The following is a 12,431-nucleotide window of genomic DNA, read 5'->3' as shown; positions in this document are numbered from 1 at the left end:
GTGCGTGTCGCAGCTCGATGCCCGGCTGGCTTCTCAATCTCCTGGTTATGAATCGGTAGCTTGCAGTGATCGAAACCCTTGTCTCGGATTACCTGACCGAACTGGCCGAAATGTTCACCAGCCCGCGTAAGCGGGTGTTCGTCGGTTATCTGGTGGCCGCGCTGCTGATCGGCATGCTCTGGCTGCGCTGGCGCTTCGGCAGCGGTTGGCTGAGTGGTTGCCGACAGATGCTGTCGCCCGCGATCTGGTGGTCCTCTTCGGCGCGGGCGGACTACCAGATTCTGCTGCTCAACCGGCTGTTGATGATGTTGATCTCGCCGCTGTTGCTCAGCCAGGTGGTGCTGGCGACGCTGATCTACCAACAACTGCATGGATTGATCGGTAATCCACCGCTGCCGGGCAGCCTGCTGCCCGACTGGTCGGTGATGACCGCGTTCACGCTGTTTTTTTTTCTGCTGGACGATTTCGCCCGCTATTTCCTGCATATGCTGATGCACCGTTGGCCCTGGTTGTGGGCCTTTCACAAGGTGCACCATTCGGCCCGTACGATGACCCCGCTGACGGTATTACGGACCCATCCGGTGGAGGGTGTGCTGTTCGCACTGCGCAGCGTGCTGGTGCAGGCGATCAGCATCGGTCTGTTCCTGTTCTTCTTTGGTAGCCAGGTGGATCTGATCACGGTGCTGGGCGTCAATGTGCTGGTGTTCACGTTCAATGTAACCGGTGCCAACCTGCGCCACTCCCATGTCGCGATCGGTTACTGGAAACCGCTGGAACGGATTCTGATCTCGCCGGCCCAGCACCAGATACATCACTCGGTGGAGCCGCGTCACTATGACAAGAACTTTGGCGCGGTGCTGGCGGTCTGGGATTGGTTGGGTGGTAGTTTGCATCTGTCGGAACGGGATACGCCGCTGTGTTTCGGACTTGCTGCCAATGTGGTCGAAGGCGAGCAGAGCCTGAAACAGCTCTACCTGGCGCCTTTCACCGAGTCGTACCAAGCGTTGCGCAGCGCCGGACGTCACTGGCTGCGCCGGGCGGCACGGGGCGCGGTACGCATGCGATAGTTGGATTCCGAATCCAACAGAGACTGCCAGTCTTTCAGCTAACTGCCAGTGTCGCTGTCGCCGCGAAGACTGAGCAGTGCCGGCACTATAGCAGTCAGTCGCAGCTCCAGGGGCCCGAAGCCGAACAAGCGCGCTACGAGCCGGGAGAACACCCCCGGGCGGACATCGTGGCCCAGCCGGGCGGCGGTTCTGCCGTTGAGCTTGATCTCCATCCGTTGAGCCGTGCGCTGCAGTCCGGCATGCAGCAGTTGCAGAAAGCGGATGCGGCGTCGCCGCTGGCCGCGGTGGCTGCGCAGTGTCGGCAGCCGGTTGATCTCCACTGTGATCAGGCCGCCTTGGGCATGCAGTTGGACGTTAACGTCCCCGCTGGTCGCCTGCAGATCGCCGACGATATCCAGCGGGGTAAATAGCGAGTTTAACGATCGTTGTCTTCGCGGGCCCGAACCTTGATCGTTCCGTTGAGTTTCCATAGGGCGTGTTCCGTCTCCATGCCTGATTCGATCGGGACGTACACTTCGAGATCGTCGAGTTGATAGGTGACTTCCGCGTGGCGGCCGGTCAGCAGGCCAAACAGGTCGTTGGCGGCTTCTGGCCAGGTTTGATGGTGGGGTTGTTGTTGCATCTCCTTGCTCCCGAAGATTGCTAGCTGGGCACAGCTGGATCTGTCGTGCCTTTCAGATTTCAGTTAAGTCGGTTGGCGGGGAGGGGTCAAGCAGGCGGCCTGGATCGGAAGCGGGGCGTAACGGCCGGCAGGCTGGATGAAAAGCGCGGCCTATAGCTGCAGGGCCCGGTCGGCCACCCGTTCCACATCCTCATCCTGATGGGTTACCAGCAGCAGGGTTTTATGGCCGTTTTTAGCGGTGGCGCGGCTCCACTCGGCGGCCAACTGGCGGGTCTGCGGGTCTAGTTCGGCGAACGGCTCGTCCAGCAGTACGATCGGCTCGGGCCGCAGCAGGGCGCGGATCAGGCCGATCCGTTGGCGCTGACCGCCGGACAGCTCGCTCGGCTTGCGCTGCAGCAGTTCAGTCACCTGCAGCACCTCGGCGGCCTGGTGCAGCGGCTCGGGCGACTGCTCGGCCGGCATCCCCAAGCGCAGGTTGTGCCAGACGTTGATATGTTCGAACAGGTTGTGATCCTGGAACAGCAGGCTGACCGGACGTTGCTCGACCGTCAACTTCAGCAGCGAGCGGCCCTTCCAGCGGATGTCGCCGCCGGCGACCGGCAGGAAGCCGGCGATCGCATGCAGCAGGGTGGATTTGCCAACCCCGCTGCGGCCCTGGATCGCCAGCAGTTCACCCGGCAGCGCCCGGAGGTTGTAGTGCAGTTCGGCGGCGCCCTGTTTGACGCGCAGGTTGTCGATCTCAAGCATCCAGTCGTATCCGTTCAAAAGCCCACACGATCAGCGCGCAGAGCAGTAACAACAGCAGCGACGCCAGCGACGCCTCGGCGATTCGATAGCTGCCGGCGTAGCTGTAGATCAGCCAGGGCAGGGTGGTCCACTGCTCATTGCCGAAGATGGCGAAGATCGCCAGGTCGCCGATCGCCAGCACCAGGATCAGCGCGAAACTGGCGATAAACGCCGGCCGCAGGAACGGCCACTCCAGCCGCAATCGTTGCCGGCCGCTCAGTTTCAATGCGCGGCACAGCCGATGGTACTGGGCGTCGTACTGCAACAGCCGTGGGCGCAACTGCTGGACTGCGAACGGCACCACCATCAGCATATTCAACAGTACCACGAACAGCATACCCCAGCGGTCCAGGTCGATCTGCCGCAACAGCAGGATATAAAGGCCGACCGACACCACCATTGCCGGAGCCACCAGGGCGTGGGTCGACAGCCACTCCAGCAGCAGGGCCCGTTTACGTTGGCGTTTCAGGTGTGCTTGACGGACCGGCGTCAGCATCAGGTAGGCCAGCAGCATCGCACCGCCGGCGGCCAGCAGGCCGACCACCAGGCTGACCAGCGTCGGCCGCAGCAGCGCCGACCAGCCGAAACGGGCCATGTCGACCTCCAGCACGCCGGGCAGCAGCGCCACAATCGGCAGCAACAGTAGCAGCCAGCCAGCGGCGTATACCATGGCGTGAATCAGCTTCATGGGCTGGTTGGGCTGAGGAATCCACTGCCGTTGCAGGGTGTCGACCGATAGCCAGTGGCTGCGGCCCCAGCGCGACAGCAGCAGGAACAGGCTGCCGGCAATCAGCAGCTGGCTCCAGGCGAGGGTCAGCGCTTCGGGGATATTGAAGTCGTATTTCAGCGCCTGGTAGATCGCCACTTCCAGGGTAGTGGCGCGCGGCCCGCCGCCGAGCGCCAATACCACCGCGAAACTGTTGAAACAGAGCACGAACACGAAGCCGAACAGTACCAGTACCGCCGGCTTAAGCGTTGGCCATTCGATCAACCGCAACCGCTGCCAGCGGCTTAGCTTCAATTGGGCCGCCAACTGCCAGCTGCTATCCGGGATATGCTGCAACTGCTGCAACATCACCCGCACCGCAAATGGCAGGTTCAAGTAGACATGGGCGATCAGGATGCCGTTCAGGCCGTACAGGTTCCACTGTTCGCCCAGCAGCGGGCTGAGCAGACCGTTGCGGCCCAGCAGGGCCACCAGGCCGGTGATCAGTACCAGCGTCGGCATCACGAAGGCCAGTACGCAGAGGCTCAGGAAGCCGCGCCTTGCCGGCAGTTGTGGCCGGTAGTAGAGTGCACGGGCCAACGGCCAGGCCAGCAACAGCGACAGCAATGCACTGAGCGAGGCCTGCTTGAGCGAGAACAGCAGCACCGACTGGTAGTAGCGGTCGCTCAGCAGCGACCAGTCGGCGCCGCCGTGGCCGAATCCAATCAGCCCCTGAAAGGCCAGCACCGTGACCAGCACGCTGAACAGCAGTGCCGCGATCCCTGCTCGCTGCATCGGGGATTACTGGGCCGCCGCGTTGCGCCATTCGCGCAGCCACTGCGAGCGCCGGTCGGCGACCTCGGCCGGGCTGAAGCCGATCCGTTTCGGCTGGATCAGCTCGCCGAATACCGGCGGCAGTTCGACACCGTCGATCACCGGCAGCATCCAGTTGCTGACCGGAATCAGCCGCTGGGCTTCGGCGGAGGTCAGGAATTCGAGGAACCGGCGCGCCAGTTCAGGATTGCCGCTGGTGCGGGTGATCGCTGCCAACTCGATCTGTGCCACATGACCCTCGCTGAACGGCGCCGCCTTGTAGTGGGATTTGCCCTCGGCCACCACGTGGTAGGCCGGCGAGCTGCTGTAGCTCAGCACATAATCGGCGCTGCCCTGCAGGAACATGCTGTAGGCCTCCCACCAGCCCTTGGTGACGGTCACCGTGTGGCCGGCCAGCCGTTGCCAGGCGTCGGCCGCCTGGTCGCCGTACACCGCCTTGACCCACATCATCAGCCCCTGGCCCGGGGTGCTGGTGCGCGGGTCCTGGTAGATCACCGTGGCGTCCGAATCGATCAGCGCCTGCAGCGAGTCCACCGGTTTACTGATCTGGCGGCTATCGTAGATAAAGGCGAAGTAGCCGTAATCGAACGGCACGAAACTGTCGTCCGACCAGGCCAGTTCCGGCTTCAGCCGGTCCAGTTTCAGGCCGTGGGGTTGGATTAACCCGGTGGTGCGGGTCTCCTCCATCAGGCCGTCGTCGATGCCGAGGATCAGGTCGGCCTTGTTGCTGTCGCCCTCGATACGCAACCGGTTGAGAATGCTGACGCCATCCTCGACGCCGATGAACGTGATGTCGCAATCGCACTGCCGCTCGAAGGCCGCTTCCAGCTTCGGGCCCGGGCCCCACTCCGAGATGAAGGAGTCATAGGTGTAGACGGTCAGGTCGGCGGCGCTGACGGACGTTGTCAGCAGCAGGGCGGTGAACAGCGAAAGCAGTGATCTCATGGCGGTCTCGGTAAGCGGGCAAGACGAAGCGCCTCGGGCGCGGTAAACTGCCGCGTTTCGCGGCCGGTCTAGGCTGAAATTCTAACGCAAGCGCTATGGGCGAGTCATGCAGTCGACGCAGTTCTCATCAGTAAATCAATACCTTAAGGCATCGCCCGACTGGCAGCCGATGGCCTGCGGCAGCAGCAACTGGCTGTACCGTGCCGAGCACCAGGGGCAGACCCTGGTTTTGCGGCTAAACGCGTCGGCGGATGTTGCCTTCGGCGTCGACCGCCAGCGCGAGGCGCGCTTGCTCGAGCAACTGGCCGGCACCGACTGGGCGCCACGGCTGGTGCACAACGACTGGCAGCAGGGCTGGTGCCTGATGGCCTGGCACGGGCCGGCACCCTCGTTGCCGCTGGCCAACCGGCTGCGTCAGCAGCTGCTGCAGGCGGTGTCAGAGTGGCAGCAACTGCCGCTTCAGGCCGAGCTGGAACTGGACTACCGTGCTCTGTTCGAAGCCTACCGTCCGCAGCTGGCCGGCTTGCCGCTGGAACCCCAATTGATGCAGCTGATCGATCGGTTGCATGGTGCACTGGCGGCCTTGCCAACCGTCAAGCCGGTGCTGACCCATCATGATCTGCACGGCGCCAATCTCTGTGTGCTGGATCAGCAATTGGTGGTGGTCGATTGGGAGTACGGCGCGCTCGGCAATCCCTGGTTCGATGCCGCCGCACTGCAGCGCCGGTTCGGCGTTAGCGCCAAGCAGCTGACTCAGCTACCGGCTTTTACCACGCTCGACTCGCAGGCCATGGAACAGGGGTTGAAACGGGCGCTCTGGCTCAGCGAATCCCTCGAGTGCCTCTGGTACTGGGCGCGTGGCCTTGGCGGCAGCGATCTCACCATGGCCCAATTGCTGCGTCGTACCGGGCAGTTGTTGCAAGCCTCGTAGTGCCGAGCATTGCGGTGCGCCAACACCGCAGGCAGCTGTTGGCGCCGTCGATGTAGACCGCCAATCCGCCTTTAATCCCTGTCGCAGCACGCTCCGCGAGCGACCCGGGTACTGCACCTGCCTCCCTGGCCGTATTGGTCGCGGATAAATCCCCTCCTACCGGTAAAAGCCGGGGGTGTGGTCGCAGCTTGCTTTTGAATTACTGGCCGGTTTTCCGTTTCAGACCGGTGTCGGCCATGATGCGGGTGGCGATCTCCTCGATCGAGAAGGTGGTGGTGTTGATCAGCGGCATGTTCTCCTGGCGGATCAGCCGCTCTACCTCGCGCACCTCCAGGGTGCACTGGTCCAGAGACGAATAGCGACTGTTGGGGCGCCGCTCATGGCGGATCGCCGCCAGCTGGAACGGGTCGATGGTCAGACCGTACAACTTGTTGCGGTGCGGGCGCAGCGACGGCGGCAGTTCGTTCAGCTCCAGGTCTTCCTCGGTGATCGGGTAGTTGGCGGCGCGGATGCCGAACTGCATCGCCATGTAGAGGCAGGTCGGTGTCTTGCCGCAGCGTGACACCCCGACCAGGATGATATCCGCCTGGTCGTACTGCTGGGTGCGGGCGCCGTCGTCGTTGTCGATGGCGAAGTTGACCGAATCGATCCGCTCCTTGTAGCGGTTCATCTGCGAGATCGCGTGCGATTTGCCGACCGAATAGGAGGAGCGGGTGCTCAATTCCTGCTCCAGCGGGTTAAGGAAGCTGGCGAACACGTCGATCTTGAAGGCGTTGCTCTGTGCGATCAGTGCCCGGATCTCCTCGTTGACCACGGTATCGAATACGATCGGCCGCTCGCCGTCCTGTTCAGCGGCCTGGTTGATCTGTGCGACCACCTGCTCGGCTTTACTCAGTGAATCCACGTAGGGCAGGGTGTTCTTGTCGAACTCGATCCCTTCAAATTGCGCCAACAGGCTCTGGCCGAGGGTTTCGGCGGTGATGCCGGTTCCGTCTGAGATAAAAAAGGCACTACGTTTCATCGATCCCGTTCCTGACACTTCATTTGCCGGCGGACTATAGCAGATTGTGCCGCCGATGGGTCAGCTGGCGGCTAAGCGCCGAAGTAACAACGATTTTTCCGTCTATCTGCAGTATTATATTCGGCATCGGTGCATCGCCGGCAGCTGTTGCGCAGACGTCAGCCTCGAGTCTGGCAGGGCGGCAGAGGCCGGTGGTCGCTTAACTTTCAGTGCTAGCCGTAGGAGAGAAGACCTTGCAGGAATATGTACTGCGCCTTGATCAGGTGGGAATGGGAGACGTTGAGCGTGTCGGTGGCAAGAACGCCTCATTGGGCGAGATGCTCAGGGGACTGAGTGGTGCCGGCGTTCGGGTTCCCAACGGTTTCGCGACCACCGCTGATGCCTACCGTAATTTTCTGAGAGAGAGCGGCCTGGAAGATAAGATCAACGAACGGCTGCAGCAGCTGGATGCTGACGATGTACAGGCACTGGCCAAGACCGGTGCCGAGATCCGCGGCTGGATCCTGGATGCACCGCTGACCGCCGGCCTGGAACAGGCGATCGATCAGGCCTGGGCTGAACTGGCCGGCGACAACGACCAACTGGCGGTGGCGGTGCGTTCATCGGCCACCGCGGAAGACCTGCCGGATGCCTCCTTTGCCGGTCAGCAGGAAACCTTCCTGAACATCCGCGGGCTGGACAACGTCAAGCACGCGATCAAAGAAGTATTCGCCTCGCTCTACAATGACCGGGCGATCTCCTACCGGGTACACCAGAATTTCGAACACTCCGAGGTTGCGCTGTCCGCCGGCATCCAGAAGATGGTGCGTAGCGAGACCGGCGCCAGTGGCGTAATGTTCACGTTGGACACCGAATCCGGCTTCCAGCACGCGGTGTTCATCACCTCCGCCTACGGGCTGGGCGAGACCGTGGTACAGGGCGCGGTCAACCCGGACGAGTTCTACGTCTACAAGCCGACGCTGGCCCAGGGTGTACCGGCGATCCTGCGCCGTAACCTGGGTTCCAAGGCGATCAAGATGGTCTACGGCGACGAAGGCACAACCCACCGCGCGGTGGAAACGGTGTCTGTGCCGGTGGCCGAGCGCAACAAGTTCTCGATCAACGATGCCGAGGTAGAGGGTTTGGCCCGCCTGGCGGTGCTGATCGAAAACCACTACGGCCGGCCGATGGATATCGAATGGGCCAAGGACGGTGACGACGGCCAGCTGTATATCGTTCAGGCGCGGCCGGAGACGGTGAAGAGCCGCAGCGAGACCAACGTGATCGAGCGTTACCTGCTGAAAGAGACCGGTAAGGTGGTGGCGGAAGGGCGTTCCGTCGGTCACCGGATCGGTTCCGGGCCGGTGCGCATCGTCGGCGATCTCAGCGAGATGGACCAGGTGCAGCCGGGCGACGTGCTGGTCACCGACATGACCGACCCGGACTGGGAACCGGTGATGAAGCGTGCCGCGGCGATCATTACCAATCGTGGCGGTCGTACCTGCCATGCGGCGATCATCGCCCGCGAACTGGGCATTCCGGCGATCGTTGGTTGTGGTGATGCGACCGAGCAGCTGCAGCCGGGCCAGCTGGTGACCGTCTCCTGTGCCGAAGGCGACACCGGCCGGGTCTACGAAGGAGCGCTGGACTTCGAGCATCAGACAAACTCCATCGAATCGATGCCGAGCCTGCCGTTCGACATCATGATGAACGTCGGCAACCCGGACCGGGCGTTCGACTTCCAATCGCTGCCCAATGCCGGCGTCGGTTTGGCCCGCCTGGAGTTCATCATCAACCGGATGATCGGCGTGCACCCGAAGGCGCTGCTGAACTTCGACGACCAGCCGCGTGAACTGCGCCAGGTGGTAGAGCGCCGCTGTGCCGGCTATGACTCGCCGGTGGATTTCTACGTCCAGAAACTGGTGGAGGGTATTTCGACCCTGGCGGCGGCCTTCTATCCGAAGAAAGTGATCGTGCGGTTGTCCGACTTCAAGTCCAACGAGTACGGCCACCTGATCGGCGGCGACCACTACGAGCCGAGCGAAGAGAACCCGATGCTCGGTTTCCGTGGCGCCACCCGCTATATCTCCGAGTCGTTCCGCGACTGCTTCGAGCTGGAGTGCCGGGCGCTGAAGATCGTTCGCGACCAGATGCGCTTCACCAACGTCGAGATCATGGTGCCGTTCGTGCGCACTGTCGGCGAAGCGCGCCAGGTGGTCGAACTGCTGGAGGCCAATGGCCTGAAGCGCGGCGAGAACGGCCTGCGACTGATCATGATGTGCGAGATCCCGGCCAATGCGCTGCTGGCGGACAAGTTCCTGCAGTACTTCGACGGTTTCTCGATCGGCTCCAACGACCTGACCCAGCTGACCCTGGGGCTGGATCGCGACTCCGGCATCGTCGCTCACCTGTTCGACGAACGCGACGAGGCGGTGACCATTCTGCTCGGCAAGGCGATCGACGCCTGCAAGCGGCAGAACAAGTACATCGGCATCTGCGGCCAGGGCCCGTCCGATCATCCGGAACTGGCCCGCTGGCTGATGGAGCAGGGTATCAGCTCGGTATCGCTGAACCCGGACTCGGTTCTGGATACCTGGTTCTTCCTGGCCAACCAGGAGCAGTAAGTTTCGTTTGCTTCGGTAAGCTCATTGAAAAGGCGCCTTCGGGCGCCTTTTTGTTTTGTTGCTAGCAACCAATATCGTTAAGGTCCATTCAAAAAACAGTCGCTAAATAAAAACAGCCAGTGCTTCCTATGCAAGTAGCAAAATTGTTTTGGCGATATCCTAGCCTTTAGCCTGGAGTGCCGGGATCTGTATGGCGGCGTAAAGGCTGAGATTTTCAATTCGGTGGCTGGGCTTAACACCGATTATTTTTATCCGGGAGAATAAAAAATGTACGTGCCGGGCAATATGCAAATGGCGTCTACCGAGCAGGCTCAGGCGTTTGTCGACCAGTTCGGCTTCGGCGTGCTGGTTTCGGAACCGCTGCAGGGCAGTCACCTACCGTTTCTGTTAAACCGCAGTGAGGGGCACAGTGGCACTTTGTACAGCCACTTTGCCAAGGCGAATCCGCACTGGCAGGATTTGGACGGCAAAGAGGTTCTGATTATCTTCAGTGGCCCTCACTCATATATCTCGCCGACCTGGTACGCGGCCGCACCGGCGGTGCCGACCTGGAACTATGCGGCGGTTCACGCCTATGGTGTGGTTCGGCTGCTCGATGGGCCTCGGACGTTGGAGGTGGTCGAACAGACGGTTGCCAAGTACGAGCCGGAACTGTTGGCCAAGCGGGATATTCTGACTGATGCGTTCCGCGACCGGTTGCTGGCCGGAATCGTCGGCTTCAAGGTGGAACTGAGTCGGCTGGAGGGCAAATTGAAGCTCGGTCAGCATCGCAAGCCGGCGGACCAGCAGGGCGTCTGGCAGGGGCTGCAGGCGTCGGATGATCTGCAAGCGCAGGCGCTGGCGCAGTATATGGCTCGTGTTCAGCTCGGTACCGGGCAGTAAGTGCAGCAGGGTGGGCACAGACTACGTGCCCCTACATCTGGCCGCGGACGCTTTTGTAGGAGGCGCTTCAGCGGCGACCTGGCCAAGCTGATGATATCCTGACTACACGAAATTCAGGTTTTCCAGCTGGTTGTCAGTAGGGTGGCACGTTTTCTGTGCCCACGTGGTCGCCGCTGAAGCGCCTCCTACAGTCTCGCATCCTTCTTGTAGTAGCGGACTTTAGCCGCGACCAGTCGCTGCTGTCGATGCCCCGCCCGGAGGCATCACCAGGCTATGAAGTTACACGAAATTCAGGTTTTCCAGCTGGTAGGTGAATACGTGCCAGGCGTGGTTCAGCACCGCTTCGGCCTGTTCCGCCACCCAGCTGTCGTCCGGCACCAGCCAGCCGCCGAAGTCGGCCTGCTCGTTCACCCCCTCAAGCCAGAAGGTTTCTACGTATCAGGCTTTGTGATTCCCAGTGCCGCTACCAGACGTTTGTCCAAGCAGCCGAAGATGAAGCGTCCTAAAGCAACAGCTTCCAGTACACCGGGCGGGAGAACGATGACACCGGTCTATACTTCTATCGAGCCCGGTATTACCGCCCGCAGCTAAGGCGGTTTATATCTGAAGATCCGATTGGATTGGAAAGAGGAGTAAATTATTACGCTTATGTTATGAATGATCATGCGTATTATACCGATCCATTTGGGCTTTCCCAGCGAAGTCCTCAGAGTAAGAAACATACTGATATGGTTGAGAAAATCTCCGATAAGGTTGTGCAAAATTTTCGTGATAAATAAATGCATAATGGACGGATGAAAATCAGGTAGAGGAATAAGGTCGTCGACGTCGAAATAACAGTAAGGGGCGTGGTGGCATCAGAATGATAAGGGGGTGTTTTTCCTGCATATTCTGCATGTAACTTGGGCGTTTACAACCTGTAAGGTTTTTGGGGTTTTTGGGGTTTGCAATCCAAATTGTGATAAGCCGGATTCTTGTATATAAGAGAATGTAATTTTGTGGACAAGTTAGATGAGATAAATCTTATTAATATCGATTCTAAGGCCGGTATCGATAGGCTGTTAGTGTTGTCGGAGGATTCTGATTATGAAGTGCGGCTTAGGTCAATAGAGAAGTTAGCTGATGTTATGGATATCAAACGTGTCAGTCGTAGAGTTATAGATGGGTTGGGTGATAAAGACTACTTGGTAAGAGCGGAAAGTTTGGATGCTATTTCGAACCTGCAACCCCCTCCGCCTTTTAAGGCTATAAAGACGTGTTTGGATGACAAACATTGGTTAATTAGAGGGAGCTCAGCGATAGTATTAGCAAAGTTTTTTAATAGTAGAGTGAAAGATATTATTAGCAATAGATATATGACGGTTTCTTGTGAAGAGGAAAGACTGAGATATGCAGCAGCTCTTTGTATAATAGACAATTGTCAGTCTCTGAATGATCTATGTTCTTTCTTTAATAGTGATTGTTATAGGGTGAGATGTGCATTATCTAATCTGTTGGTGGAGATTGTCGAGTTTTTTGATGAGGAAAATATCACCGATAGGTGCCTTGAAAAACTTCGTGATAATCTGATGAGAGAGAAATTAGATGTTGTGCGTGAAGATATGGAGAAAGCAATATTGGATTTAGAAGCTTTTGGGGAGTTGGGCTGAGATCAGACTTTTAATGGATATTGAGGAGAAATTGTGGAAGGTTTTCACTTTGTTTTTCCTCTATTGTTTGTTATGGCTATGATTGGATTTTTGTTAGTAAAAGCTTAAGGTTAAAAGTATTGCTGTTAGAAAGATAGGCTTAGTTTTGAAAAATGATCTCTTTGTTCACTGTTGTTCTATCGGATAGTCCTGTAACCACTTGGAAGATAGTTTTACTAGTAATGTTTGGCGTTAATAGGGATTATTTTTCCCATAATGAAGTGTTGAGGCTGTCGGATAAGTCCCGAAGCCCTTGGTCTGCGGGCTCGGATACCGCTACAATCGCCGGATAGAACTTTACCGCAGAGGGTGCAAGGGATGGCACGGTACAAGCACTACGACTACA

General features: G+C 59.1%; 12 protein-coding genes and 1 pseudogene. 6 read left to right on the top strand and 7 right to left on the bottom strand.

Features of this window, described 5'->3' with window-relative positions:
• The first annotated feature begins 65 nt into the window (after positions 1 to 65).
• Positions 66 to 1,067: a sterol desaturase family protein gene (locus tag K6T12_RS21775; RefSeq protein ID WP_222223617.1), complete on the top strand. Its 1,002-nt coding sequence runs from the start codon at positions 66 to 68 to the stop codon at positions 1,065 to 1,067.
• A 38-nt stretch (positions 1,068 to 1,105) separates the two neighbouring features.
• On the opposite strand, the gene K6T12_RS14620 is transcribed toward K6T12_RS21775, so the two are convergent.
• The 5 genes from K6T12_RS14620 to thiB all read right to left on the bottom strand — a co-directional run bounded on the left by K6T12_RS14620 (position 1,106) and on the right by thiB (position 4,960).
• On the bottom strand, positions 1,106 to 1,537 hold the full coding sequence (locus K6T12_RS14620) for a hypothetical protein (protein WP_222223616.1): 432 nt from the start codon (positions 1,535 to 1,537) through the stop codon (positions 1,106 to 1,108).
• Positions 1,483 to 1,689 (bottom strand): hypothetical protein, encoded by a 207-nt coding sequence (locus K6T12_RS14615; RefSeq protein ID WP_222223615.1) that lies wholly within the window; start codon positions 1,687 to 1,689, stop codon positions 1,483 to 1,485. Before K6T12_RS14615 ends, K6T12_RS14620 begins: the two co-directional genes overlap by 55 nt.
• Before the next feature lie 150 nt (positions 1,690 to 1,839).
• A complete protein-coding gene (locus K6T12_RS14610; RefSeq protein ID WP_222223614.1) occupies positions 1,840 to 2,436 on the bottom strand; it encodes an ATP-binding cassette domain-containing protein in 597 nt (198 codons plus the stop codon).
• The gene (locus K6T12_RS14605) at positions 2,429 to 3,976 is read right to left on the bottom strand and encodes an ABC transporter permease subunit (protein WP_222223613.1); all 1,548 of its coding nucleotides are present in this window, start codon (positions 3,974 to 3,976) and stop codon (positions 2,429 to 2,431) included. Before K6T12_RS14605 ends, K6T12_RS14610 begins: the two co-directional genes overlap by 8 nt.
• Positions 3,977 to 3,982: 6 nt before the next feature.
• Positions 3,983 to 4,960, bottom strand: coding sequence for a thiamine ABC transporter substrate binding subunit (thiB, locus tag K6T12_RS14600; RefSeq protein ID WP_222223612.1), 978 nt, complete (start codon positions 4,958 to 4,960; stop codon positions 3,983 to 3,985).
• Positions 4,961 to 5,066: 106 nt separating this feature from the next.
• On the opposite strand from thiB, the gene K6T12_RS14595 reads away from it, so the two are divergent.
• Positions 5,067 to 5,891: a phosphotransferase gene (locus K6T12_RS14595; protein WP_222223611.1), complete on the top strand. Its 825-nt coding sequence runs from the start codon at positions 5,067 to 5,069 to the stop codon at positions 5,889 to 5,891.
• Between the two features lie 199 nt (positions 5,892 to 6,090).
• On the opposite strand, the gene ppsR is transcribed toward K6T12_RS14595, so the two are convergent.
• Entirely contained in the window at positions 6,091 to 6,912 is an 822-nt protein-coding gene (ppsR, locus tag K6T12_RS14590; protein ID WP_222223610.1) for a posphoenolpyruvate synthetase regulatory kinase/phosphorylase PpsR, read from the bottom strand.
• Positions 6,913 to 7,145: 233 nt separating this feature from the next.
• Here ppsR and ppsA point away from each other — a divergent pair, with 233 nt between their 5' ends.
• Both ppsA and K6T12_RS14580 read left to right on the top strand, forming a co-directional pair.
• The gene (ppsA, locus tag K6T12_RS14585; RefSeq protein WP_222223609.1) at positions 7,146 to 9,515 is read left to right on the top strand and encodes a phosphoenolpyruvate synthase; all 2,370 of its coding nucleotides are present in this window, start codon (positions 7,146 to 7,148) and stop codon (positions 9,513 to 9,515) included.
• 267 nt (positions 9,516 to 9,782) lie between these two features.
• Positions 9,783 to 10,397, top strand: a complete 615-nt coding sequence (locus K6T12_RS14580) for an FMN-binding negative transcriptional regulator (protein ID WP_222223608.1) — start codon at positions 9,783 to 9,785, stop codon at positions 10,395 to 10,397.
• Positions 10,398 to 10,676: 279 nt separating this feature from the next.
• Here K6T12_RS14580 and K6T12_RS21570 read toward each other — a convergent pair whose 3' ends face one another.
• Positions 10,677 to 10,808 (bottom strand): hypothetical protein, encoded by a 132-nt coding sequence (locus K6T12_RS21570; protein ID WP_255611759.1) that lies wholly within the window; start codon positions 10,806 to 10,808, stop codon positions 10,677 to 10,679.
• Between the two features lie 110 nt (positions 10,809 to 10,918).
• On the opposite strand from K6T12_RS21570, the pseudogene K6T12_RS21855 reads away from it, so the two are divergent.
• A pseudogene (locus tag K6T12_RS21855) lies at positions 10,919 to 11,176 on the top strand (RHS repeat-associated core domain-containing protein); the annotation flags it as partial.
• Between the two features lie 219 nt (positions 11,177 to 11,395).
• A complete protein-coding gene (locus K6T12_RS14570; protein ID WP_222223607.1) occupies positions 11,396 to 12,046 on the top strand; it encodes a HEAT repeat domain-containing protein in 651 nt (216 codons plus the stop codon).
• Positions 12,047 to 12,431 lie beyond the last annotated feature (385 nt).

Origin of the sequence: Marinobacterium arenosum (genome assembly GCF_019795155.1) — a bacterium.
Taxonomy (GTDB): Bacteria; Pseudomonadota; Gammaproteobacteria; order Pseudomonadales; family Balneatricaceae; genus Marinobacterium_C; species Marinobacterium_C arenosum.
The sequence above is the reverse complement of the archived record's forward strand: the minus strand, read 5'-3'. Positions and strand labels throughout refer to the sequence as shown.

What these genes read in the sequence shown, in the direction of transcription:
- K6T12_RS14620 (WP_222223616.1), bottom strand. Translation starts at nt 1,537, where the DNA reads ATGGAAACTCAACGGAACGATCAAGGTTCGGGCCCGCGAAGACAACGA.
- K6T12_RS14615 (WP_222223615.1), bottom strand. Translation starts at nt 1,689, where the DNA reads ATGCAACAACAACCCCACCATCAAACCTGGCCAGAAGCCGCCAACGAC.
- K6T12_RS14610 (WP_222223614.1), bottom strand. Translation starts at nt 2,436, where the DNA reads ATGCTTGAGATCGACAACCTGCGCGTCAAACAGGGCGCCGCCGAACTG.
- K6T12_RS14605 (WP_222223613.1), bottom strand. Translation starts at nt 3,976, where the DNA reads ATGCAGCGAGCAGGGATCGCGGCACTGCTGTTCAGCGTGCTGGTCACG.
- thiB (WP_222223612.1), bottom strand. Translation starts at nt 4,960, where the DNA reads ATGAGATCACTGCTTTCGCTGTTCACCGCCCTGCTGCTGACAACGTCC.
- K6T12_RS14595 (WP_222223611.1), top strand. Translation starts at nt 5,067, where the DNA reads ATGCAGTCGACGCAGTTCTCATCAGTAAATCAATACCTTAAGGCATCG.
- ppsR (WP_222223610.1), bottom strand. Translation starts at nt 6,912, where the DNA reads ATGAAACGTAGTGCCTTTTTTATCTCAGACGGAACCGGCATCACCGCC.
- K6T12_RS14580 (WP_222223608.1), top strand. Translation starts at nt 9,783, where the DNA reads ATGTACGTGCCGGGCAATATGCAAATGGCGTCTACCGAGCAGGCTCAG.